We start from the raw sequence: 24205 nt of genomic DNA, 5'->3' as shown, positions 1-24205 counted from the left end.
CACGGTTGCTCTTTCTTTTACCTATTTCTACTTACTTGCATTTCTTTTGCGCCTTTCTTTCCTTAACTCTTCAACTTGCAACACGGTTGCTCTTTCTTTTACCTATTTCTACTTACTTGCATTTCTTTTGCGCCTTTCTTTCCTTAACTCTTCAACTTGCAACACGGTTGCTCTTTCTTTTACCTATTTCTAATCAACTTGCAACATGTTTGCGGTATCCTTTCCCTATTTCTTTCAACTTGCAACAGTATAATTTATTTCTCAACCAAGTAATTTAAAAAAAATCATGTCATTTTAAAGTTTTTAAGCTATTTTTCTCATATTTTGAGTAAGTTACATACATAAAATGCAACATGTTTGCGGTATCCTTTCCCTAAATACCCTACTATTTTCACTCTAATCCTTTATATATCAAGGGTTTAGGTACTTTTCCATTTACTTTTATACATATCACCCAACATGCAACACGTTTGCGGTATGCATGCCCTTATTTCCCTCACAAGATGCAACACTGTTTGCGGTATCCTTTCCCTACTTTCATTCCATAAATGCCAACAAATCCTTTTATATCAAGGATAATTATTACAATTCATTTTTAATGATTGCGTTCACTAACTTGCAACATGTTTGCGGTATCCTCACCCTAAATCACTTAGCGTATTCCCTCTAAATCCATATATATCAAGGGTTTAGAGGATTTCTTACGTACTCATACACTTATCATCCAACATGCAACACGTTTGCGGTATCCTTAACACAAAAAAAATTCATGAAATTCTCTTATCCCTTGATACAACTAGCTTTATAAGGTGTTGCAAGTTGCTATTTTTCTTCTTAAAGGAGCACCTTTCATCATTTTTCGATTTGCTATAATCAAAATTGGTATATTTTATAGTATTTTGGCATATATTTCTGAATTTGTAGAACGGAGGTGAAAAAGATGGGGAAATCATTTGTGATACGTAATCAACGTAGCTTGAATGGGGAAGCAACAAACGCAGTTTTAGTAACAATCAAATCTTGGCAAAAGCTTGTGGAAGCATTTGAGGAGAAGTACTACAGTTATAAAGATACTTATTTAGAAGATATTCTACAGCACATGACATACGAAGATCGCATTGCTGACGTAGAAGGCTTTGTTGAAAAAGCTAAACCATCTTTTTCACGTCGAGCAATATCTACACTTGCAGAAAAAGCGGGAAGGAAGCATAAATTATACGGCATTACAAATGCAGATCTAGAAGTGTTCTTATATCTGCATAAGAAATGCTTTACTAATGGTGTTATTCCCAATGTAACCATACATATGATGTGGGAAGATTACAAGCAATATAAAGAAGAGCTTGCATACATTCAGCATTCTCAATTCTATATCGCTTTGAAAAAGTTAAGCTTACATAACATTATCTCTATTGAAAATGGCTTAGATGGCCGATATACAATCAAACTGACTCATTTTATGAACGAGGAAACAGAAAAAGCAAATCCATACGTATATATTAGTCCTGTTGTATTTACAAAGGCTTTCTTTAAACTATCTGTAGCAGCTAAGAAATTATTCTTAGATATTGCGATGCAACAACATACGGAAACAACATTAAAGCGTTCTTTGGACAAGCAAGACGAAAGAGGAAATAAAACTCACTTCGGTGGGATGTATCGTTTCTTACATAAAAAATATCCGCATCAGATTCGTGCGGTTATCGAGGAATTAACAACCGCATTACCATGTACGGGGAATCCCCTATTCAAAATTTGCAAAATGCAAAAAGGTGTAAAGCATACAAAACGATATACGACATTATATCTGTCTATCCATTCAGACTTCTTATGTTCGAAAGAAGCTGGAGAAGAACAACACAGGGATCCATTTACACCAAAAGCTACCTATGCTCGAAAAGCGAAATTTATCGAAGCAGTCCTACAAGAGATGAATATCGGTGAACTGTCTGCAGACATGAATAAATTCATTCATGTCTTAAAGCATACTTGTCACCGTCAAATTCGCAGTGTCATTCGTGGACTACGTGACATGGTTGATCGAAAAGAAGGATATCCAACGAAAATTGTATATACATTGAAGAAACTATTGCATCAAACATCTCAATATCAAATTCTCGATACAGCAGCAAAAGAAGGTATCTATCCTCTTATTGCGCAACATATACCAAAAGAGAGAAATAGCGAACGTGAGCAAGCTATCTTTAATTTCGGCCTACATTATTCCATGTACTCTCTTCGTAACATTAAAAAGATGTTCAAAAATGTGCATGCATTATTGAAGCAGAAGTTTGCGGTACCAGTAACAGAAGAATCTTATCACCGTAATTATCTGAAATACCAGGAAGAAACGTTATTTAGGAAATATGCATATGATCAGGGAGTGAATCTCCATGCATATATCGCTTTAGAAATTGAAATGCGTGAAAAACTAAAAGTTCGTGGCCATAAAGAACGCACAATTCCAAGTGATGTACGTGAATGGTTTATTGAAGTACTCGATAAACTACCGCAAGAACAACTGCGTGTGATTGAGCTACCAAAACAGTTTAATTTACTAGAGTTTATGCGTACCTTCGAACGTTTAGTACGTGCCGGTGTAACAATAACAGCTCCAGATCAGGTGCTAACCGCAATGGAAATAAAATAATAGTAATGAGCTCTCTATTTTTGAAAAAATCGAAAGTAGAGGGCTATTCGTGTTTGTTTGATTAGTAATCCATTTCTGCTACTCTACTTATAAATACCAAATCGAAAGGACTTCATATAAAATGGAGTCTTTTTTTATGCAATTCTATACAAATTCGATTCTAGCAATATTTAACTCTCCACATAACACTAGGGAGTATTCTTCTAATGTATTAAAACCTATCATATAATACCTACAAAAAATCAAAAGGAAAATTATAAAAATAGTGGATATGAGGACAAATATGATCCAATGTGAATAATATTTCCTCAATACTCTTGATAATAATAGTGTCGTTCATTTTATCTAATAAAAATCATCAATAATAATGTGAATCATGTGTAAATACTGAGTTATGTTAGCAAATAGCTACATTTTCTGAACAAAATGTGGATAATTCGACTTTAGATACTGCTTCATTTACCAAAATAAAGAAAATAAAGCCTATTTTCCTATTCGGATAAATATAAAGTGATTTGTATCAATATCTTTCCGATTTCATGTAGAAACATATGATTCCCTTTATGCTTTTTTGTAGAATTGATAGTCTAATAATCATTGAATTTCCGGATACATTTTCTACTATTTATGATTTTTTACGTTCTAACATCAAGTTTTCCCTTGTGGGAGTAGATCTTTCCCCTATTTTTGATAACCTATAATAGTTTTATCTATATTTCTTTTTAATATATAAGATATATATTTATAATAGATTTTTAATACAGCTAGTATGCTTATTAATAAGATGTCCGACCTAATTGAAAATATTTGTAAATTACGTTATAATAATGGTAATAAAACATATCATTACCCACATACTAAAGGACAAACCTACGTATCCCAACCAGGGCGAGGTTTGTCCTTTTTTTATTTTAGTAAACAATTCATATTTGGAGGACTAAACATGACTGTACTTAAAGATACGACTTACATAGATATGGATACCTATAACGAGATTAAATTTTTCAAAGGGGTATTTTGGGGATTAGTTTTTGTAGTTCCTTTTTGGAGTATTATGATAACCCTATTTATTTTACTTTATAGATAATAATCAACATCTCCAAAACGCAAAGGGTTGTTTATCCGTTTGCGTTTTGGAGATGCCAGCAACCGTGCGTAGCAAAGGGCGGTAGCAGGTCTTTTACTTATGTTCTGTTATAATAAATCTTAAGAAATTAGGTGATTATAATGAGCGAAAACATTAATTTAGAAGAAACATTAGCAGCCTTTTCTGCTTACTTAACAGAAAAAGGACGGAAACAATCCACAATTGAACGTTATGCTTACGATATTAAAGATTTTTATAAGTGGCTAAGAGCATCTAAAAGCATTCTTCTACCTTCTACCGTAAGCCCTCCTGGTGCATAGTCTCCTTTTTCTGTGCGATCAAACATAATATAATCATATTCAGTATGATTTTGAATTGAAAACAAGTCCGAATCCCCTTTATTTTCGTTTTTAAGGAGTGTTTGCAGACTTCGCCTATTCATTACATTCCGATAACGAATATCGTTTCTAATGGAGCGTAAGAAGCTTTTCCATGATTGTAGATAAGCATAATTTGTATATCCTTCGCTTATTAGCTGGGTTAGCATTTTATCCTCACCATTCATCATCAGACAAGTCCAACAGCCACTACGCGAATTTGCAGCTCCACAAGCATTTCCCTGCTGTTTCCCACCTGTTTTTATGCCACATTCAAACATAGCTTGTCCGTATTGTATACTCATTTCTTCTACATCCACACCAAAAGGCAGTACCCCTCTATCTAAAAGCAACATCCATACTTCATCACCGGTTAAGAATTTGACTGGATTAAAGCAAAGTATATTTTTCATGTCATTGTGACGTGAAAATAAAGATTCGTTACTTACTGCATATTTTTGTATACTATGTCTTCTACGTGCGCTTTCTTCATTACGAACGGCTAACGCAAGGACTCCATCATACTCTTCAAAGCAGTCTACTACTTTTTTAGTTTGGGAATCTATTAGTATATCCTTCATCTTACGTTGCATGGGTTTAACTTTAAGGGAATCAGTACACCATCGTAGTCTACTATTTCCTGTTGGTGGAAGAACACCTCTACCTAGTAGTTTATACCAATATGAATCTTTCATTAATGGTCTCACACTATGTACTATAAACGGAAGGTTTTGCTTATCCGCACTCTTTTGGATTTTCTTTAATGTACGTGAGATATAAGCAGTCATAACAGGTGTTTCTACCCCAAACTCGGAAGTTAATATATGAATAGGTTTTGTACGATCTTGTAGCGACAGCTCGGAAATCGCATCCCATAGCAATGTCAACATAGCAGAACTATCTTTCCCCCCGCTATAACCTACAAAACAGCAATCGCGAGATAAATAGACTTTTTTCATTTCCTCTTTAATTTGTGTATAAATGTCCATAATTATATTGTTAGCCCCTAGCAAAATAAGATTTTATTTTGTTATGTATGGGGCATTCCTCCTCTTTTTGAGATAGAAAAAGAGAGTCCCTTAGTAAGGCACTCTCTTTTATGTATTTCCTCTATATTTAATCGATTACGATTTCATTTATATTTAGCTTGTTTAAGGTCTCTTTATAAAAACGAATTACTTTTTGAGCATGTTGTATAGCTATTAACCCATCTTGAACAGTAAGGGCTTCAAAATACGGATAACGAATGTCTGTAGCATAACCATTCAGCTGCACGCATTGTTCTAAAATCAATGAGAACTCCTCATCTAATCTACAACAAAATTTATGCAGCATTAAAAGGTTATGAGTTTTAGGGACTGGCCTACCGTTTAGTGCAAGAAATCCTTTTAGGAGTTTCTCCACACATTGTTGACTATGATAACAAATAATTGCAGTGGGGAAAGGTTTCATATCAGATAAGTAAATAGCAGAATCTAAATCGGATTTTGCTATGGATAGCCACTCTTTTAGATCCTTAGTATTTCTCATATAGAACCTTCCCCTCTAGCGCAATTTTATGCTCCATGGTTACATTGCGATTAGCACGTTCTTGAAACTCTTCTGGTCCATACACTAAAATATCAACTGGTGTTTCCATTACATCGTAAATCCCCCAATTGATACGATTAATGACTTCCCTTTTTCTTTCTCCTACACCTTCCACAATAATACAGAGATCAAAATCACTGTCTTCATTTGGTGTGCCATATGCATGAGAGCCAAAAAGGATGATTTTTTGGACAGAAGACACAGTTTCACGAATCTTTTGCACCAATAGGTCCAATTCCCTTTTTACCTCTTCGTTAATCCGAATCACCCCTCGGATAATGTAATTAAATTGACGTTTAAGTATATTATACATGCGTTTCTCTTCTCCCTGCTATTATATATATTTTTTTTATTGTTTTCCAACGTTATGCAATGCTTGATAACATTCGTATACCTGCTTGAAGTCTCGCAAGAATCTACCATCAGAAATACTATGAAATCCTTTGAAGTTCTTTCTACACCAATATAAGAGATCAGAATCATCCTTAGCTAAAAAAGAATCCGGATTAGAATGAATCAAAGCCTCTGCTAAACAAGCCAGAAGTAATGGTATCATTTCAGAATCATGCTTGGATAAATCCAGTACAGATACAACGGTATACTGTTTATATTGATAGTATTGTAGAACAACATCACACATGTTTGTTGGTGTTAATGTATATTGTAATTGAGTGGAATCTAATTGATACACTCGCATTTTGTCCTCTCCTATATCATTATTCTCCAATTGGCGCTGCTTTCATAAAATCTTTTTGATCTTGGAAAATGATATAGTGATTTGATACAGTCTCCTCATCAAAAAGTTCATTAACAAACTATGAAACAGACAATGCAGCGAATTTGTTTGTAATAACGCGCTGTGGTTCTGAAGCAGCTAATTCGGAACAACTTAATTGACTTGGAGCTGTTTCTTCTTACTTTCTAAGATTTTTAGCTCATTGTTTTTATGTTCAAGACCGATGAATTCACTTTTGAATTTCTTAATCGTTTTAAGTACCGGAGCAGCTGCAAAAAGCATCTTCCCCGGTTCAGTACAATCCCCACTGTTTACATTAAAGCGAGTTACTAATTTTACTGTTTCTGTACCGTCTGAATCCATTAGAATCATTCCCTTTGAATTACAATCTAATAAAACACCTTGTAATGCGGGTATTGGGTTTTTAACGTCTACAGTAACACTAGCTTTCTCTAATTTTTCGATAAATAATGTACGGTTAATAGTAAATTGCATAATAATCCCTCAAAAAAGTAATAAAAAAAGAACAGACCTCATATCCTGTTCATTCGTTTCCTTGCTGCATAAATGAGACTTAAGCTTACTTTTAAATCTCTTAAATCAGAAATAGTAATATTCATAAATGTCGTAGCTTTCGTTTTGAAGTTTTGATTGTGCGCCTGTAGCAGTGATACAGAACTGATCCATAAAGGATTAGCTAGTTCTTTAATATTCTCAACAATGTCATGTAAATGAACATTATTTTGTAAATTTCCTTGTGATTTTTCCATGGTGTTTCCCCCTTGGTAATAAAATAATCGCCTAAAGTGCTGGCTATACAATAACTTCTAACTTGAAGACAACACAAAAAGGGCTTCTTCAAGTCGATTAAAAATGTGCATAGTAAAATAAGCTATATATACACTAATCGGCTCAAAGAAGCCCTTTCATAATTGAAATAAGATGCAACTTGCATCTACAACTCAACCACAACACAAAAAAGTATGGGAATAAACGGAATCAATTAAACAATAAATATATCTGTATATTAAACTATCTTTATTTTCAATGCAAGAAAAAAAGGTGAAGCTCTTGATACACCCCCACCTTTTTAGTATATAACGAATCATTTAATAATTTAACAGTATGTTTTTAATGTCTCTATATTTTAGAAAACTTTACAATAAAACAGTACTTCCCTATTTTTTTGAAGAAACAGGATCCATTTTTAATGTTTTTATTCCTTCTTTCAATGTAAACGCATCTGCTCGTAATGTTTTCCAGCTGTCTTTCGCTGCATTCAGGTTAGGTTTTAAGAATTTAAATTTATTTTGATCTGCTTTTTGGGATGCTTTATCAATATGATTAAGCACTCCTGAATATTGAGAATCTAAATCATGCCATTGTGCTGACATATAGGTAAGAGCATTAATAGCTGATCCAATTGCATTTTGCATTTCAGTAATATTATTATACGCAACTCCAACTACACGATTTAATGTTATTTTATAGTCTACGGTTTGGCGTAATTGCGCTAATAACGGCTCTAACGTACCTAAATTATTTCTTGCTACCCCTATCATCACACCTCCAGCAATCCATGTTGGGATTGAAGGATATGATACAGTTATTATTCCATCCGATTCTACTTGTTTAAAATGTCTTATTTGCTCTAAAACATCATTTAGGCGTTTTTCATCTTCATCTATTCCAGATGCTTGATTTTTTAAAATCGATTGCAAGATATCTTTATGACCTCCAAATGCTCGGACATCTTCTCCAATACTATCTCTTAACTTAGCTAGTTCTTGTATTAAATTCTGTGTATATGCTTGGTTTTGTTTAATCTCACCTTGTAAATCTGTAATGCCCTCTTTTAATGTATCTGCATCTCCTTCATTAATTGCTTCTACTAATGTATCGTAATAATTGTCAAATGTGGTATCATACTCTACAATTCCTGTCAGGGTATCTAAAAGTTGTTTTTTTATGTGCGCATCCCATTTTGTAGCATGCTCTCTTGCATTCTTTTGATCTTGTACAATTTGACTAGGTAGATTTGTATATCCTTTAATATCAATTCCTTCAAAGTTAACATCTGGATTATTAATTAACAAATAAGAGTAATCATTCATGGATTTTGCAAATACCCCAGCATCTTGCAAAGCTTTTTTCATCTTTTCGCTGTTTACAGAAAGAGATATATCTTCAGTACTCGTTTGTTCTATTTTACTTTCACTTGCAAAAGCAGCTACTGGAGAAACTACAGTAGTTGTTGTCAGGGTTAAAAACGTCGATACAGCAAGTAGTTTATAAGGAAAATTATTATTCACTTTAATTCCTCCTATGAATATATATTAATTTTTAGTTTGTTTTTTCTTGTTTAAAAGCAATGTCTTTTGAAATGAATTCTGCATCCTTATGAATATCATTCCAACTTTGTTTAGCAGCTTTTAAATCGTCAGGTATTAACGAAAGTTTATGCTCTTGCATTTGATCGATATTATCATATAAATCTTTATAATTAGCCCCCATTTTATTCCATTGTTGCTGAATACTTGTTAGAGACATGATTGCTTGATCCACTGTCTGATACAAATATGTTAGCGTGTCTTTCGTATTAGTAAGTGAAATAACCGCTTGATTAGCCAGATCAGCTTTCATACTTAATTCTCCGATTTTATTCGAAATTTCATTATAAGAATTCATATGATTAGATGCCTCGACACCAGCTGCTGTTGCTAAACCGATACCAGCGGCTCCTAGAGCTGTAAGACCACCAACAACAGCTGGTGTAGCTGTACCACCAGTCACAACAATTACTACCGCTCCTGCAATCGTTCCAATAACTAAAATAGCAGCTCCTAGTCCACCACCAATTGACCAGGCTAATACATTATCAAAATGTGATTTCTGTGTAGAACGTAAATTCTCAATTTCTGCCTGAAGTTGTGGTACTAGTGCTTGTTTTCCCGCTAATATAGCTGTCAATCCGCCCTGTCCATCTGGACCACCAACATTATTTTTAAAATCTACAGTATTTGTATACAACTTTGTTTTAAAAGCCTCTAACATCTTAATGACTTCCGTAACTTCATTTGAATTTGTATGAATTGTATTGATTAAATCCCCTATTCCTTCTTTGAGGCTCACCTTATCTTTCTTTTTTGCAGTATCTACTAATGTGTCGTAATAATTTTGAAATTGCTCATCATAATTTACAATATTACGTGCTGTTTTTTGAATGTTTGGCTTCGCTGTATCTAACCAGTAATTTGCATTGATTCGTGACAGTTCCTGATTTAGGTGAATATTTTTGATTAATTCTCCTCCTCCTGAACCTAAATCAATGTTGGATAAATTTACATTCGGTTGCTTAATCATAGTTTTTGCGTACAAATCCATTACAAGAATATGAGAGCCTGTTTCAGCCAACGCTTTCTTTAATCCTTCAGGTCCTAACGCATAATTTTCTATTTTCTGTTCTTGAGCTGTCTGTTCTTGTGCAAGGGCCTGAATAGCACTACCATTCGTAGCAGTTATAACCGTTGCTAAAGTGGCTAAAGTTATGACCTTAAATGGAAATTTCATTATTTGATTCTCCTCCTTATTTTCAGTTGTAATATAATCTTTTCTATAAACCTATGTTCTTAATATTAAAATTTATAAACTTGTTCTTCGAGTTGAGTTGTTACACTTTTTAATCGTCTTAATGTATCTTTTTGAGACTGAGTGTTATTGGTATCAACTTCAGTCGATAATTTTGTAATACTATTATTTATTAGATGCAAATCCTCTTTGTAACGTTTCATTAGCTCAATTTCTCCATCTACTTGGTTAGCAAATGTATGCAAATCATTTTGCATGAAAAGAATCATTGATTTTTGTAAATCTGCTACTGTTAATTTAGTTGTTAAGTCATATAATTTCTGATTTTGTTTCTCTAAATCATTTAAATATGCTCGTTGCTCTGCTGTTAGTTTATTAATTTCAGCAAAAGTATTATATGTTTTTTTTATTTTTTCAGGATCAATCACTTTCATAAGATCATACTCTTTCGTTTTTGTAACTGCAGCTGCAGCGATTTCACCTTTTTTACTTTTCTCTATTGCTTCACGTGCTTCTTTTTTGGCAGCCTCAATTTCTATAGCTGATTTTCCCTTTTCTTTTGCTTCTTGCTCTGCTTTCTTCTCTGCGTCTACAATAGCATTGTTTATTTCTTTTCCTTTGTTATACGCTACTACTGCTGTTTGAGCAGCCGGTTCAATGATATCTTTCGATAGACTATAAATTTCTTGGAATACCTTTAGCCCTTGTTCATTTAAGGCTCCTGGTAATAATGCTATTTGCTGTAAATCATTTTGAATTGATTTTTTTGTATCTAGCATTTCATTTTTTAACTTATCTATTTTTCCTGTTCCCTCTGAATTAAGGACACTCTGTGCTTTTGCCACATCAGTATCAAGATTTTTCACCTTCTTATCTACCTGTAGTTTTAGATCTGTTAACTCATTAATTTGACGTTGCGCACTTTCTTGGTTTGTTATGGTCATGTCTTGAAGGACTTCCAGTCTATCTGTAAACCCTTCTTTATCTTCCTTATTATTTACAAATCCTTTTAATGTTGGATAATAACTATTAAATTTAGTTACAAATCCTTTACTTTTTGAATTTAATAGAATTAATTTGGGATAAAGTTCGGATGACCACTCTTTCATATCTTGTTTAATTAGAAATTGAGTTGTATTTAAAGATGGAACTTCTTCAAGTTGTACATTCGGACTTGCTAAGGCTCCATCGATAAAGGTTTGTGTTAATTTGGAGTGTGCACCTATTTTTCGTAACGCTGAGGAAATATCTATATTATCTTGTTTTGTTTCTGCTTGGACGATTGGCGTTGCGAGAGTATTGATAGGAATAGTCGCCCCGGTAGCAATTGATGTTATTAAAAATCCTGTCATAATTTTATTCTTCATTCCTTACACCTCTTCACTATTGTTTTTTTACAAGTTTTAATCGTAAATGTTGTACAACCTAACGTTAGGATTTCTTCACACACACTTGAGGAAAAAAATTTTTTCAAAAGAGTAAGTGCATCTCGTTTTTTTTCTTTATTTTTAATAGAATATAAGGTCCTTACTTCCCCCCCATTTTAATCACTATATTTTTCATAAGTAAACTAGAAAATCGTATATATTATGTTTGATTTTTCTGACATTAAATCTTTTGTTTGTTTCTAATTATATTCAAAAAGTTTTCATAATAGTATCACTTCAGGGGTTGATACCATTTCACTGCTATAATCAAACATAAAATTTGTTGGTATTATTGAATCTTAATAAAGTTCATACGAAAAAATGTTTTTGATATAACTTTATGGGATTTTATGTATTATGTACTTTATATGAATATGTACAATTGCATACTTATATAAAGTACTATCCTTGAATAACATACAAGGCAGTCACCGTACATCCCTATAAACTTAAGAGTTTTTACTCCAAAAGTGTAAAAAGTTATCATTTCTAAAATTTAACTAGAAAATAAGATATTTTTTATCCATCTTTCAATTCAAGATGAATTACAACTATTTTTTAAAATTTGTTCGAACTGGAGAATACAACCAAATTAATCTAAATAATATAGTGACGAAGGTCTTTCTAAGAAAGAAAGAACTCATTCTAAAAATGAAATAACTTTATTGCTACTCAACAATTCCTTAATCGGTCTTTCCGTTCAGATTTTTTTGGAACTATAAAAATATCCCTTTAGATAAACAGATCCTAAGGGACAAAACGTCGAGACTTTATTCAAAACATTACGCCCCTTTTATAAGCAATGTCATTTTATTTAAAAAACGACATTAAAAATATTCTTCAAATCCAGGGGTATAACTTTGCCGCAAACAAAAAGAACCATAAGTTTTCCAAAATGTTATCAAGACCTAAATTATAAAAAGCTTTAAAAATAAAGGGGAACACATATTAGTCATATACAATATGTGTTCTCTTTTTATCTGATATTAAATAAAAGCACCCGTTAACTTAATTAGAAAGTGCAATTAAACAGTAATAGTACCATTATTCCACCATTCAATAAATGTTTTTAATGATGGGGCAACCCACGTTCTGCTATCGTTTTCATGATTCCAAACATATACATCATCTTTTTGTATGACTCCATTTAATATTGCATACCCAAATAAGTCACCATTTCCTCCATCTGCAAAAAACAACAGACAATCAAAAGGCATATACAAATCTTTAAAATCGTTAAAACTTCGTAAATTCAGGTTCTCTTTAAGAATTTGTTCAATTGACCAAATGAAAAGACAATCGTATTCATCGAACACTCCATTGGTTTCATTTAATAGACTGGATAAGTCATTAGGTAATTCAACATTAAGTTTTTCTTTGATTTGGGATATTTCATCTTTAGTTGCAGGAACTTTAAATTGAAAATCTGTTGAAACATTACTGATAAAAGTCTTCCACATAGCCCGTATCCTTTCTTAACCCCTTTTTCTGTTCGCATGTTCATTTTACCTGATTGTCTTTTTTACACTGTCTAACTAAAGAGGATAATATCAATCATTACTTTGATTAAGTCCTTTTGTTTATATATATTTATTTTTAAATCATTGTTTACAGCAGATTAACTACTACCTGTCTTTCTATCCACTTATCTAGCTTATTTTTCGTATCATCATTTAATCGTTTTCTTTTACCGGATAACATCCTTGAAAGCGTTGAATACGAAATATCTATTTCTTTCGCTAACTCACGAATACTTTTCTTATTCTTCTCTTTATACGTGTTCATCTTTTCAATATAAAACTCAATACTATTAGGGGCTTCTTGATTTACTATGCTTATTGGCTGCCCTTCAATTACCGGTGGCTTTTCTTCCATCTCAATGACCAATGGTGCGTGCTGCTTACTTTTCTTAGTGATCAACTCTTGTTGTAATTTAACAAGTTCATTTGTAGGAGAAATTATTACTTTCAATTTTAACCAGTAGTTTTCAAACCAGTTTTTCCCCCTACATTTTTCTTCATCAATTTCGGGAGAGTATTTCCACTCTTGAATTACTTGGTCCCTCATAAGATCATCTAATGTCTTTTCAAAAACTTGTCTTATTAGACTTGGTTTTCTATTCGTGCTTATCTCCATTACTTGTAATAATCCTTTAGGACCACCAATACTATAAGAATGTGTTAAATGTTGATAGGATTGTTGAATGCGCCAACGCCAACTTAGATATCTGGTTAATCTTTTGTGATATCTCTGTTGCTTGCTATTATACTCTAGTGCTTTTTTTGATAATAAACCTGTTAGCTTTTCAGAGCCATAGAGATATTTTGATAAAAAGCTTCCTGGTGTAACGTTCATACTCTCTATTCCTAATGTTTTATCCGTATCAATATCTTTTGCAATGATAATTTCATCCATTACAAATAACCTTCGAATTCTTTGCTTTTTATAGGCTAGGCTTTCATTTGGATCTTCTTCATTTAATATCACGATTTCATTATCTTCATTTACATAAATAAAAATACTAGCAAGCGCAGCTAAACGCTCCATAATCTTTAATCTGTCTTCTTTTCGATAATAAGCCTTCCCATTCTTGATTTGTTTCATATTACACATATCTAATATTTGTTCGTAATGTACAGGCACAATAGTCTTATCATTTTCCGCACTCTTTACCCATAATTCCGTTACAATATCAAGGCAGTCCGCCGTTAAATCATCCATTACTCGAGTTAAAAATGTAGAATCAATTAGCGTGTTCCACCTTTTAAGCTCTTCTCTTTGTAATTTCATATCACCATCATCGTGGGATGATACTACCACTAGACTATTTTGTTTATCCTGCAATTGTGCAATACGAACATTTTTATCTTGATCATCTGTAAACTTATTCTTAGCAATGGTATCTGATAAATGGTACATAAACCCTGCATTACTTCGTTCTATATACTCGCTCTTAGCCTTTGAATCTAAAGATAATTCTTTTTCGACAACAGGCAGTTTAATCCCAAATTCCATATATAAATCGTCTTTTAAACATTCGAAAATTTCTTCCTTATGATTATCTAGTTTTGGGAGAATGTCTATCGCAGATAATCCTAAAGCTTCTTTTTTAGAAACCCATTTCACTAACCTTTCAAAAGTCTGTGATGAATAAGTTGAGTTGTAAATCCCATGTAAATCTCTTTCTACATCTTGATAGAATTGTTGCCATTTATTTAAAACTCTTTCACTCCCCTCAAATCCAGTAAGTAGGGGGTATGCTATATATAAAGTGTTTTGAAATAGTACTTTTAACTTTTCCACTAATAATCCTCCTAATTGCTTCTAATACAATTATATCAATTGCTACTAATCATTAATACCATTCTACATAGAGTTTCAAAAGTATGTACAGATTAAAGAGAATTTAACCTTTCTTGAAAACTGTAACAATTTCTTTTCTTTTACTTTATTTTAAAGCATCACTTATTTTCCCGTGTTGCGTACCTTTGCCAGATAGTACGCAACACTAATATAAAATAATAATTTCTCCACACATAAGACTTAATATTCAGAATATTATTGATAAATTGGTATTACTCTTCCAATTATTTGGTAATGAGTTTATATTTGAGATGAATTATTAGAAGATAGGGGGATTAAGTTATGAAACGGAACAAAATATGTGCAGTATTATTTTCTGTGGCCTTAATGTTTAGTGTTGTCTTTGCAGCTTTTTCATTTCCAACGGGGGCTAGCGCTCGAGTAATGGATGAGAATAGCGGTACTTACAATGGGGCTAACTATAACCCGCCAAAAAGCAGTGATACTATTAAGTTTAGTGTTACCCCAGGATATGGTCACCTTAAAGTGTACATCAAAAACCGTGGCCAATCTAACCTATATGTTTCACTTAAACATGTAGCTAGCGGAAAAGTATACTTTGAAAACAAAGAAATTAGAGTAGGCGATCCAGCGCTAGAATGGAAAAGTAACAAAGAAGGTTTTCCACAAGGCGTTAAGGCTGGTGACTTTGAACTCTCATTTAGTAGTGGCGGTAAAGCAGCATACCTTGACTGGGCTTACAAATCAGCAGATATTATTTGGCCTTAGATAAAGAAGACGGATTTTCCGTCTTCTTTTTTTATATTTATTAAAAATATTATGCAACATCTTTCCCGCGTTGCGTACCCTACCTGTAAACAGGCAACATCTTTCCTACGTTACATACTCTTCCTGTAAAACAGGCAACACCTTTCCCGCGTTGCGTACTCTTCCTGTAAAACAAGCAACACCTTTCCCGTTTTGCGTACTCTTCCTGTAAAATAAGCAACACCTTTCCCGTTTTGCGTACTCTTCCTGTAAAACAGGCAACATCTTTCCCATGTTGCGTACTTATTTCTCGCAACAAGCAACATTAAATATTTAAATTATTTAATTTCAATTTTAAAAAAAGCAACATTTTTCCCAAGTCGCGTACCTATCCTACTAACAAAATCAGCTACAAACGCTGTTATATTAGGTGATTTAAGATATTTAGTCAAAAACAAACTATATATTACACAAAAATTCTTTCCCAAGTCGCGTACCCATTTTCCCGAAAAAGAAGCAACACCTTTCCCAAGTTGCGTACCAAAAAACAATTGAAATATCTATAAAGTATTGATGTTAAAGGATTTTTCTTTTTCTCAATAAGTAGCACCATACAAAAAAAGAGCAACACTCCTTCCCAAGTGGCGTACCAAAAAAAATCAAAATTTTTTTCTATCCCTTGTGGCTCTAAGACTCATAAGGTGTTGCCTTTTTTTAAATTCTCTCTTAAAGGGCACATTTTTACAAAATTCGTTTTGCTATAATCAAAATTGGAATATTTTATAGTCTTTTGGCATAAATTTCTGAATTTGTAGAACGGAGGTGAAAAAGATGGGAAAATCATTTGTAATACGAAATCAACGTAGCTTAAATGGGGAAACAACCAATGCTGTGCTAGTAACCATAAAATCTTGGCAAAAATTTGTGGAAACATTTGAGGAGAAATACTACAGCTATAAAGATACATATTTAGAAGATATTCTGCAGCACATGACATACGAAGAATGTATTGCTGACGTAGAAGGATTTGTCGAAAAGGCTAAACCATCTTTTTCACGTCGCGCAATGTCTGCACTTGCAGAAAAAACGGGAAGAAAGCATAAATTATACGGTATTACGAATGCAGATCTAGAAGTGTTCTTATATCTGCATAAGAAATGCTTTACTAATGGTGTTATTCCAAATGTAACCATACATATGATGTGGGAAGATTACAAGCAATATAAAGAAGAATTTGCTTATATCCAACATTCTCAATTCTATATTGCTTTGAAAAAGTTAAGCTTACATAACATTATCTCCATTGAAAATGGAATTGATGGCCGTTACACAATTAGACTCACTCATTTTCTGAATGAGGAAACAGAAAAAGCAAATCCGTACGTATATATTAATCCTGTTGTATTTACAAAGGTTTGCTTTGAGCTATCTGTAGCGGCTAAGAAGCTATTCTTAGATATCGCAATGCAACAACATACAGAAACAACGTTAAAACGCTCTTTGGACAAGCAGGACGAAAGAGGCAATAAAACCCACTTCGGCGGGATGTATCGTTTCTTACATAAAAAATACCCGCATCAAATCCGTGCGGTTATCGATGAATTAACAACTGTATTACCGTGTACGGGTAGCCCCCTATTCAAAATTTGCAAAATGCAAAAAGGTGTAAAACATACAAAACGATATACAACACTATATCTATCTATCCATTCAGACTTCTTATGTAAGAAAGAATCTGGAGAAGAACAATACAGGGATCCGTTTACACCAAAAGCTACCTATGCTCGTAAAGCGAAATTCATTGAATTACTTCTACAAGAAATGAATATCGGTGAACTGTCTGCAGACATGAATAAGTTCATTCATGTCTTAAAGCATACTTGTCATCGTCAAATTCGCAGTGTCATTCGTGGGCTTCGTGATATGGTTGATCGAAAAGAAGGATATCCAACGAAAATTGTATATACATTGAAAAAACTATTGCATCAGACATCTCAATATCAAATTCTTGATACAGCAGCGAAAGAAGGTATCTATCCTCTTATTGCGCAGCACATACCAAAAGAGAGAAATAGTGACCGTGAGCAAGCTGTCTTTAATTTTGGTCTACATTATTCTATGTACTCTCTTCATAACATTAAGAAGATGTTTAGAAATGTACATGCACTACTGAAGCAGAAGTTTGCGGTACCAGTGACGGAAGAATCTTATTACCTTAATTATTTAAAGTACCAGGAAGAAACATTATTTAGAAAATATGCATATGATCAGGGCGTTAATCTTCATGCATATATCGCTTTAGAAATTGAAATGCGTGAAAAACTAAAAGTTCGTGGCCATAAAGAACGCACGATTCCAAGTGATGTACGTGAATGGTTTATCGAGGCAATTGATAAGCTGCCACAAGAAAAACTTCGTGTTATTGAGCTACCAAAGCAGTTTAATTTACTAGAATTTATGCGTACCTTCGAACGTTTAGTACGTGCCGGTGTAACAATAACAGCTCCAGATCAGGTGCTAACCGCAATGGAAATAAAATAATAGCAACAAGCTCTCTATTTTTGAAAAAATCGAAAGTGGAGGGCTATTCGTGTTTGGTTTATTCCGCCCTTTTTTTACTAATCTATTTATAAATACAAAACTAGAAGGACTTCATGTAAAATGGAGTCTTTTTTTATGCATTTCTATATAAATCCTATTCTACCTATAGTAGAATCTCCACACTACACATTAAGTATTCTTTACGTGTAGTAAAATATCCAATTTTATATCTACAAAAAATCAGAAGGATATTAATAAAAATAGTGGATATGAGGACAAATATGATCAAATGTGAATACTATTTTACTAATATTGTTGGGAGCACTAGTGCTATTGAATTTATCTAATAAAAATCATCAATAATAATGTGAGTTATGTGTAAATACTGTGTAATGTGAACAAATAGCTACATTCTCTGAACAAAATGTGGATAACTCAAACCCATAAACTTCTCTATTTACCAAAATAAAGAAAAAACACTCTATTTTAAAGGTTGAATAAATATAATATGATTTGTATCAATTTTTTTCCGATTTTATGTAGAAACATATAATTTTCTTTCTGCTTTTTTGTAGAATTGAAAGTCTAATAATTATTAAATCTAGGGATACATTTTCTACTATTTATGATTTTTTACGTTCTAATATTAAATTTTTCCTTTTGAGAGTAGATCTCTTCCCCATTTTTGATAGCCTATAAAAGTTTTGTCTTTATTTCTTTTTAATATATAAGATATATATTTATAATAGATTTTATTATTACTAATATGATTGTTAATAAGATGTCAGACCTAATTGAAAATATTTGTAAAATCCGTTATAATAATGGTAATTAAACATATCATTACTCCCATGTAAAAGGACAAATCTACGAATCCTTATTAGGACGAGATTTGTCTTTTTTTCATTGAAAATAAAAAACAACATATCAAAAAGGAAAAGGGTTGTTTGTCCGTTTTCCTTTTTGATATGCCAGCAACCGAGCGTAGCAAAGGGCGGTAGCAGGTCTTTCACTTATTTTTTGTTATAATATATGATAAGAATTTAGGTGATTATAATGAACAAGGGTATTAGTTTAGAAGTAGTATTAGAAGCATTTTCTGCTTATTTAGCAGAAAATGGACGTAAACAATCTGGGGTTGAACGTTATAATTACGATATTACAGGTTTTTATAAGTGACTAAGAGCAAATGAGAAGCTCCTACATATCAAATCATGAAGTGAACTACCTAAAGAAAATTATTAGGAGTATTTCTATGAGCTAGAAAACATGGCACAGAATATGGCCGTTCTTAAATAAATTGAACATGTCTTTAACGATAAATACTTCAGTAGATGATTTTCACCTCTCCTTAATTCCTGATCAATCACTAAGTGATAAGGATTTTATTACCAAAGCAGAAGAAAAACTATTAAAACAAACTATCCTTTCAACAAAAGGATTAACAGGAAGACAAGTTGAACCTGGCCCTCTTATTGTGGATAGAAACGCTTTTATAATAGATTTAGTAGTAAACTATGGGTTGTCCTTACAAGAGCTTGTATCGCCTAATATGAGCGATATACAGTTGGTTAGAAATACCTTAGTGGTTCGTGGTGAACACGGCATAAATTTATATATCATCATAAAAGAATTATACGAAACTACTCTAGAAGTACTATAAAACTATTCCGGAACCTGTAAGACCTAGAAAGTATACAGATAATCCCCTATTTGTGGCATTTGATTTTAATCAGGGGACATATCGTTAGATGTACGAAAAAGATGAGCCAAAGGCTTTGTCTGAGGTTGTTATACAAAAGATGATACGATTTGAAGTAAAACATGCAAGGTTGAATAGACGTATCTTGGCGCAGCAAGTGCTTTAAAATACGGGTAACGAATATCTACAGCATTAAAAGGTTATAAGTTTTAGGGACTGTTCTACCGTTTAGTGCAAGAAATCCTTTTAGAAGTTTCCCAACTTCTTTCAATGCTTAATAACATTTGTATACCTGCTTGAAGTTTTGTTAGAATCCATCATCACAGATACCTTATTACTCAAGTTGGTGAAGGTCGAAAGTCCAAAGGCAAGTGAAAGTTAAATTGGGGGTTACGTGTAATAGAATGGTGTGTTCCTCTGTAGTTGTATATAAAGCAATGTTCTGTATGTAAATACATCTAAAGACTACCTTTCCAGTGATCTTTAGATGTACTCTGCAATTTAAGTTTTTTAGAAGGCCTTTGTTTTTAATAATGATACCTTGGAGGTAGTGGCTGTGGATTGAGTTCTACAAAAGTACCAGGAGGTAGTGGTTGCGGATTGAGCTGTACAAAAGTATCCCATGACCCATATGGAATATACTGCATAGGATTTGGTGTAAATGATGTATATATCTGTAGATGACAACATGGAACTATATGCATTAATATCTCATCTCCTTCAAAATAATAATTCGTTCATGACAATGTATGTATTTTAGATTTAAGTAAAGTAGTAATACTGCCTAATATTTAAAAATAGTTAAATCCAATTTACTAGGACAAAAATACATTCGTACAATGAATATATAATTGGGTAAGAGGGGATATTTTATGGGATTCGAACCAAAAGAAACAGCCTTAAAAGTTGCTGAGGCGGATAATAAACGCTTAACTAAAACATACTTTGACTCAGGTTGGATTGTATTCAACAGTAATACTGGAGATAAAAGTGATGTTTGTATGTCTATATCTAACGTTACGTGTACAGTTATGCTCAATTCTGATAAGAGTAATCAAGTTAGTTTTTCATACATCCTAAATAACAACAGGACCGTCTTAGGGGACGCAGTGTGGAATCTGGTTTTTTGATTCTTTATTTAACTAAAGATGGAGGATTTCCTTACTAAATGGCGGGATATTGTATCACCTGATTGTAGCTTAAAGAACTATCCTGTCACGCACACGTGGCCTATTCCACGCAATATTTATGATGACTTTGGGCAAATTCGTACATTTCTTAGTACCTCCTCAACACCTTGATATCCTTGCCCTAGGTAACAAAAATTATTAGTCAGATTATAAGAAAAAGTATGTCTCGATTTTAAATCATTGGCTTTTATCGCTAATAATTTAATAAACTGTCACCTAAAAAGAAACTATAGGTTAGCCAATAATTTGTATAGGGTACAGTTTCTATTTCATTTACAATATTCATTATACATGCTCCTCTGCAGTGTAATAAAAAAGACATTGGACAAATACGTCCAATGTCTTTTTCTCTCTTATATACTTGTCTTGTTTATCTTGTATTTATATACCAAGCAACTGCTTCTTTTTGGCGTTAAACTCATCTTCTGTAATAACACCCATATCGCACAGCTCTTTGAATTTCTTTAATTCGTCTGCTGTTGATATTGGAGCAGATACTGCTTGTGGTTGAGCTTCATTAGGTTTATTTTTTAAAGTATCTAGAACTTGATGAATATGATTATTAATGGATTTTGCTGAATCTTTATCTAACGCAACTTTGATCTTTTCTTGCGGAGTATCAATTGTTAGAAAGCCGAACAACATCCCTGTTTCAAAAGATATATCATTTATCTTTTCATGATCTACTGCTTTGAATTTTTCACCAGCCATTGTTTTTTGTCCGAACATAATGCGTTTATTAGTTATGGCGTAGGCATAATTACCATCATGCTTTGTTGTAGATTGATAATCATGCATTCCGATATAAGTCATATGAATTTTTTCGCCATTCATCAAGTTATCTTCTAGTACCTTGAAGTGTTTTACACCCCACTTTTCATTAAAGCCAGAACCGAATTTATTATCTATACAGAATTGATACATTCCTTCAGCGCATGACAATGGATCCTCAGCAAGTTTTGCTATCTTTGCATCGATTGTAGCTTTCAATTCTTCGATAGTGTCCGTACTTACACTTACAACACCCAAGCCACCTGCTTTATGAAAGCAATCTGGGCATAGCCATGCATCAGATTTTAGTATTTTATAACGATTTAAACCAACCTTTTTATCACAAACACCACATACTATCTTTTAAAAAAAAACCATAATTCTTCCTCCAGTTATATATATCGAATAGTAGCAAACAAACCTAGACTTATACGAAATATTATAATTTATAAATATAAGTATAACACACCTAAAATACTATAGAGGAACAAAACCTTAAACATTTGTTCCTCTATAGTTTAAAAAGAAAAAAGACATTGAAACAAACTGTTCAATGTCTTTTTTCTTTTTAAATGTTTGTATACTCAAAGTATAATTTTTCTGGTTTTCCATACATGTTAATTTCATTTTGATATACGACAGCTAATGGCTGAGACATCTCAATGCTTTCCACATAGGATAATGAAGCAGTTGCTTCTATTTTTTGTTTAATCTCATTAGGAATGGCTGAGTAAGATAAGTTATTCATTTTACTTCCTAGTTTAGTATCTGTAGCAGCTTCATAATAAATTTCGGTAATTAAGACTTCATTATCATCTGGATCATATATGTATCCTCGATTAACTGTAATCATATTATATAACTCCTCTCAAGTTTCATATTCTAATTTCTTGTGCTTTTAGCATTGCAACAAGTACTTTACATATTTAGATTCCCTTGTTCTTCTCTTTCGAATGCCATTATGAATTGATACTTATTATCTTACTTCATCGTAAACTGTTGGAATTTCCAACAGTATAAAGGAGCGATAAAGGTTTGATTTTATAGATAGTAAGTTCATAACTTTTAACGTGGTAATTAATTTTTTTCTTTTGAAAGTTTTAAATCATTTCCCCTATTGATAATGTTGACTTATCTAAAGTAATTGCATGTTCATATTTCATCATAAATATCCTCTTTTTTAAATAAAAGGCACGAAATATGTGCGTTTCATCCATATTTTTTTATCGTTTTCCGACAGAAGACTCCTTCCTTAAAAATGTGAAGGTGTGAAACACCAATTTTAGGTGGGAGATGAATGTCGGTTGGCATAAGCCAACATATTTGCTATCATTTACTTGTACAGGTTGCACTTCGAAAACTGAAGATTTGAGGTTGGTTGCAGAAAAACGTTGCAACCGTAAAATCTTCAACGTTCTATCGCCCCACGCTTCTCAAAATTGCGAAAACCAAGCTAAAGTAGGTAGTGTGGTGAGTCAGCGTACAAGATACTTATGTTCTCACCGTAGGGACTGCGGGTAGAGCCTGCTAAGATAACTCGTGGATGCATCGGTGTTCGCAGGAATCTCCCACTTCAAACAGTCCGTTAGGACGTTAAGTGGTGAGTAGTTCAAGCTATACTCTGTAAAAATTCATATAATCTCTCCTCTAAATTAAACAAAAAGCACAAAATATGTGTTTTCTCATTTAGCATACTTTTAGTCCTGAAGGTTTATGTATAAGTGATTCCTAACTCGAAGACAACACAAAAAGGACTTCTTCAAGTCGATTAAAATGTGCATAGCAAAATAAGCTATATATACACTAATCGGCTCAAAGAAGCCCTTTCATAATTGAAACAAGAATACAACTTGTTTCTAAAACTCAACCACAACACATAGGGTGTGGGAATAGACGGAATCAATTAAACAATAAATATAGATTTATATTAAACCATTTTTATATTATATTCAATTGTTTTCAATAGAAAAGGGATAAGAAGGAAGTTTATATGCAGATCCCACATGTATTGTATAATAATGCCCCTGAATCCTCTGCTATAAATCCCCTCTTATATTCAGTCCCTGGAGTTACTTCATGTACTGTATTTCAAAATATAGCTTTTCTGGCTTTTGATTTTGAACTAAATAACAAAGTATTTCCTTAATATTTTTTTCTTCTACTTCAACACTTTCCATATAGGTCATACTTTCGTTTTCCTGGACCTTTTGAAAAATAGCAACAGGTACTTTAACTGCATCAAATACACCCATTTTACTGCCTAACTTTTTTTCTGATGTACCATCATAGAAAATTTCATTTACTATTACCTCATTATCATCAGGATCGTACATGTACCCTCTTTGTATACGTAGCAATATAGTACTCCTTTCTTTTATATTCCTCCAATGAAATAACTATATTTGTATATAATGTTATTTTATTAACAGGTGTCAAAGAATATTATTTCGCAAAATCCGTGCTTTGTATAGAGGT

Annotated in this window: 17 protein-coding genes and 7 pseudogenes; 8 read left to right on the top strand and 16 right to left on the bottom strand. The window is 32.8% G+C overall.

Annotated features, from left to right (window positions below):
* From ACS2FK_RS22870 to ACS2FK_RS22855, 4 genes and pseudogenes are all read left to right on the top strand, one after another.
* The coding region (locus ACS2FK_RS22870) for a hypothetical protein (RefSeq protein WP_438899797.1) at nt 1-193 on the top strand (193 nt) is incomplete at its 5' end.
* Nucleotides 194-940: 747 nt separating this feature from the next.
* Nucleotides 941-2650: a hypothetical protein gene (locus tag ACS2FK_RS22865; protein WP_063549667.1), complete on the top strand. Its 1710-nt coding sequence runs from the start codon at nt 941-943 to the stop codon at nt 2648-2650.
* Between the two features lie 943 nt (nt 2651-3593).
* Nucleotides 3594-3737 carry a hypothetical protein gene (locus ACS2FK_RS22860; protein WP_176530813.1) on the top strand — a complete coding sequence of 48 codons (144 nt, stop codon included), beginning with the start codon at nt 3594-3596 and terminating at the stop codon, nt 3735-3737.
* A 140-nt stretch (nt 3738-3877) separates the two neighbouring features.
* Nucleotides 3878-4024 (top strand): annotated as a pseudogene (locus ACS2FK_RS22855) (integrase); the annotation flags it as partial.
* Here the strand turns inward: ACS2FK_RS22855 and ACS2FK_RS22850 are convergent.
* The 12 genes and pseudogenes from ACS2FK_RS22850 to ACS2FK_RS22795 all read right to left on the bottom strand — a co-directional run.
* Nucleotides 3994-5106: pseudogene (locus ACS2FK_RS22850) on the bottom strand (phosphoadenosine phosphosulfate reductase); the annotation flags it as partial. The pseudogenes ACS2FK_RS22855 and ACS2FK_RS22850 sit on opposite strands and share 31 nt — an antisense overlap.
* Before the next feature lie 124 nt (nt 5107-5230).
* Nucleotides 5231-5644 carry a HEPN domain-containing protein gene (locus ACS2FK_RS22845; protein ID WP_063549665.1) on the bottom strand — a complete coding sequence of 138 codons (414 nt, stop codon included), beginning with the start codon at nt 5642-5644 and terminating at the stop codon, nt 5231-5233.
* Nucleotides 5631-6017 (bottom strand): nucleotidyltransferase domain-containing protein, encoded by a 387-nt coding sequence (locus ACS2FK_RS22840; RefSeq protein ID WP_063549663.1) that lies wholly within the window; start codon nt 6015-6017, stop codon nt 5631-5633. The genes ACS2FK_RS22845 and ACS2FK_RS22840 overlap by 14 nt, the downstream gene beginning before the upstream one ends.
* Before the next feature lie 36 nt (nt 6018-6053).
* Nucleotides 6054-6401: a hypothetical protein gene (locus tag ACS2FK_RS22835; protein ID WP_063549661.1), complete on the bottom strand. Its 348-nt coding sequence runs from the start codon at nt 6399-6401 to the stop codon at nt 6054-6056.
* A 19-nt stretch (nt 6402-6420) separates the two neighbouring features.
* Nucleotides 6421-6618: pseudogene (locus tag ACS2FK_RS22830) on the bottom strand (ThiF family adenylyltransferase); the annotation flags it as partial.
* Nucleotides 6609-6935: pseudogene (locus ACS2FK_RS22825) on the bottom strand (DNA polymerase III subunit beta); the annotation flags it as partial. The pseudogenes ACS2FK_RS22830 and ACS2FK_RS22825, both read right to left, overlap by 10 nt.
* Before the next feature lie 59 nt (nt 6936-6994).
* Nucleotides 6995-7210 (bottom strand): annotated as a pseudogene (locus tag ACS2FK_RS22820) (hypothetical protein); the annotation flags it as partial.
* Between the two features lie 408 nt (nt 7211-7618).
* The gene (gene hblA, locus ACS2FK_RS22815; protein ID WP_063549655.1) at nt 7619-8752 is read right to left on the bottom strand and encodes a hemolysin BL binding component B; all 1134 of its coding nucleotides are present in this window, start codon (nt 8750-8752) and stop codon (nt 7619-7621) included.
* 31 nt (nt 8753-8783) lie between these two features.
* A complete protein-coding gene (gene hblD / locus ACS2FK_RS22810; protein WP_080469979.1) occupies nt 8784-10013 on the bottom strand; it encodes a hemolysin BL lytic component L1 in 1230 nt (409 codons plus the stop codon).
* A 62-nt stretch (nt 10014-10075) separates the two neighbouring features.
* Nucleotides 10076-11395: a hemolysin BL lytic component L2 gene (hblC, locus tag ACS2FK_RS22805; protein WP_063549651.1), complete on the bottom strand. Its 1320-nt coding sequence runs from the start codon at nt 11393-11395 to the stop codon at nt 10076-10078.
* A gap of 1085 nt (nt 11396-12480) precedes the next feature.
* Complete coding sequence (locus ACS2FK_RS22800) at nt 12481-12915, bottom strand: SMI1/KNR4 family protein (RefSeq protein ID WP_063549649.1); 435 nt, start codon at nt 12913-12915, stop codon at nt 12481-12483.
* A gap of 148 nt (nt 12916-13063) precedes the next feature.
* Nucleotides 13064-14758 carry a helix-turn-helix domain-containing protein gene (locus ACS2FK_RS22795; protein WP_063549647.1) on the bottom strand — a complete coding sequence of 565 codons (1695 nt, stop codon included), beginning with the start codon at nt 14756-14758 and terminating at the stop codon, nt 13064-13066.
* 342 nt (nt 14759-15100) lie between these two features.
* On the opposite strand from ACS2FK_RS22795, the gene ACS2FK_RS22790 reads away from it, so the two are divergent.
* The 3 genes and pseudogenes from ACS2FK_RS22790 to ACS2FK_RS22780 form a co-directional block, all read left to right on the top strand.
* Nucleotides 15101-15547, top strand: a complete 447-nt coding sequence (locus tag ACS2FK_RS22790; RefSeq protein ID WP_000827868.1) for a hypothetical protein — start codon at nt 15101-15103, stop codon at nt 15545-15547.
* Nucleotides 15548-16357: 810 nt separating this feature from the next.
* Entirely contained in the window at nt 16358-18067 is a 1710-nt protein-coding gene (locus ACS2FK_RS22785) for a hypothetical protein (protein ID WP_063549645.1), read from the top strand.
* A gap of 1056 nt (nt 18068-19123) precedes the next feature.
* A pseudogene (locus ACS2FK_RS22780) lies at nt 19124-19929 on the top strand (integrase); the annotation flags it as partial.
* 27 nt (nt 19930-19956) lie between these two features.
* Here the strand turns inward: ACS2FK_RS22780 and ACS2FK_RS22775 are convergent.
* Nucleotides 19957-20031: pseudogene (locus ACS2FK_RS22775) on the bottom strand (HEPN domain-containing protein); the annotation flags it as partial.
* Nucleotides 20032-20641: 610 nt separating this feature from the next.
* Here ACS2FK_RS22775 and ACS2FK_RS22770 point away from each other — a divergent pair.
* Nucleotides 20642-20899 carry a hypothetical protein gene (locus tag ACS2FK_RS22770; protein WP_223618214.1) on the top strand — a complete coding sequence of 86 codons (258 nt, stop codon included), beginning with the start codon at nt 20642-20644 and terminating at the stop codon, nt 20897-20899.
* Nucleotides 20900-21340: 441 nt separating this feature from the next.
* On the opposite strand, the gene ACS2FK_RS22765 is transcribed toward ACS2FK_RS22770, so the two are convergent.
* The 3 genes from ACS2FK_RS22765 to ACS2FK_RS22755 all read right to left on the bottom strand — a co-directional run bounded on the left by ACS2FK_RS22765 (nt 21341) and on the right by ACS2FK_RS22755 (nt 24087).
* On the bottom strand, nt 21341-21988 hold the full coding sequence (locus ACS2FK_RS22765; RefSeq protein WP_080469984.1) for a PH domain-containing protein: 648 nt from the start codon (nt 21986-21988) through the stop codon (nt 21341-21343).
* 310 nt (nt 21989-22298) lie between these two features.
* Nucleotides 22299-22583, bottom strand: a complete 285-nt coding sequence (locus ACS2FK_RS22760) for a hypothetical protein (RefSeq protein WP_063549639.1) — start codon at nt 22581-22583, stop codon at nt 22299-22301.
* A 1216-nt stretch (nt 22584-23799) separates the two neighbouring features.
* On the bottom strand, nt 23800-24087 hold the full coding sequence (locus ACS2FK_RS22755) for a hypothetical protein (RefSeq protein ID WP_002083359.1): 288 nt from the start codon (nt 24085-24087) through the stop codon (nt 23800-23802).
* Between the last annotated feature and the right edge of the window lie 118 nt (nt 24088-24205).

Source organism: Bacillus cereus group sp. BceL220 (assembly GCF_051776965.1).
Taxonomy (GTDB): Bacteria; Bacillota; Bacilli; order Bacillales; family Bacillaceae_G; genus Bacillus_A; species Bacillus_A cereus.
Note: the sequence above shows the minus strand (reverse complement) of the source record. Positions and strands in the feature narration are given on the sequence as shown.

Bases quoted from the DNA above. Each gene is read 5' to 3' on its own strand.
- ACS2FK_RS22790 (WP_000827868.1), top strand. From the start codon at position 15,101: ATGAAACGGAACAAAATATGTGCAGTATTATTTTCTGTGGCCTTAATG.
- ACS2FK_RS22760 (WP_063549639.1), bottom strand. From the start codon at position 22,583: ATGATTACAGTTAATCGAGGATACATATATGATCCAGATGATAATGAA.
- ACS2FK_RS22840 (WP_063549663.1), bottom strand. From the start codon at position 6,017: ATGTATAATATACTTAAACGTCAATTTAATTACATTATCCGAGGGGTG.
- ACS2FK_RS22800 (WP_063549649.1), bottom strand. From the start codon at position 12,915: ATGTGGAAGACTTTTATCAGTAATGTTTCAACAGATTTTCAATTTAAA.
- ACS2FK_RS22865 (WP_063549667.1), top strand. From the start codon at position 941: ATGGGGAAATCATTTGTGATACGTAATCAACGTAGCTTGAATGGGGAA.
- ACS2FK_RS22845 (WP_063549665.1), bottom strand. From the start codon at position 5,644: ATGAGAAATACTAAGGATCTAAAAGAGTGGCTATCCATAGCAAAATCC.
- ACS2FK_RS22860 (WP_176530813.1), top strand. From the start codon at position 3,594: ATGACTGTACTTAAAGATACGACTTACATAGATATGGATACCTATAAC.
- ACS2FK_RS22785 (WP_063549645.1), top strand. From the start codon at position 16,358: ATGGGAAAATCATTTGTAATACGAAATCAACGTAGCTTAAATGGGGAA.
- ACS2FK_RS22835 (WP_063549661.1), bottom strand. From the start codon at position 6,401: ATGCGAGTGTATCAATTAGATTCCACTCAATTACAATATACATTAACA.
- ACS2FK_RS22770 (WP_223618214.1), top strand. From the start codon at position 20,642: ATGGGATTCGAACCAAAAGAAACAGCCTTAAAAGTTGCTGAGGCGGAT.
- hblC (WP_063549651.1), bottom strand. From the start codon at position 11,395: ATGAAGAATAAAATTATGACAGGATTTTTAATAACATCAATTGCTACC.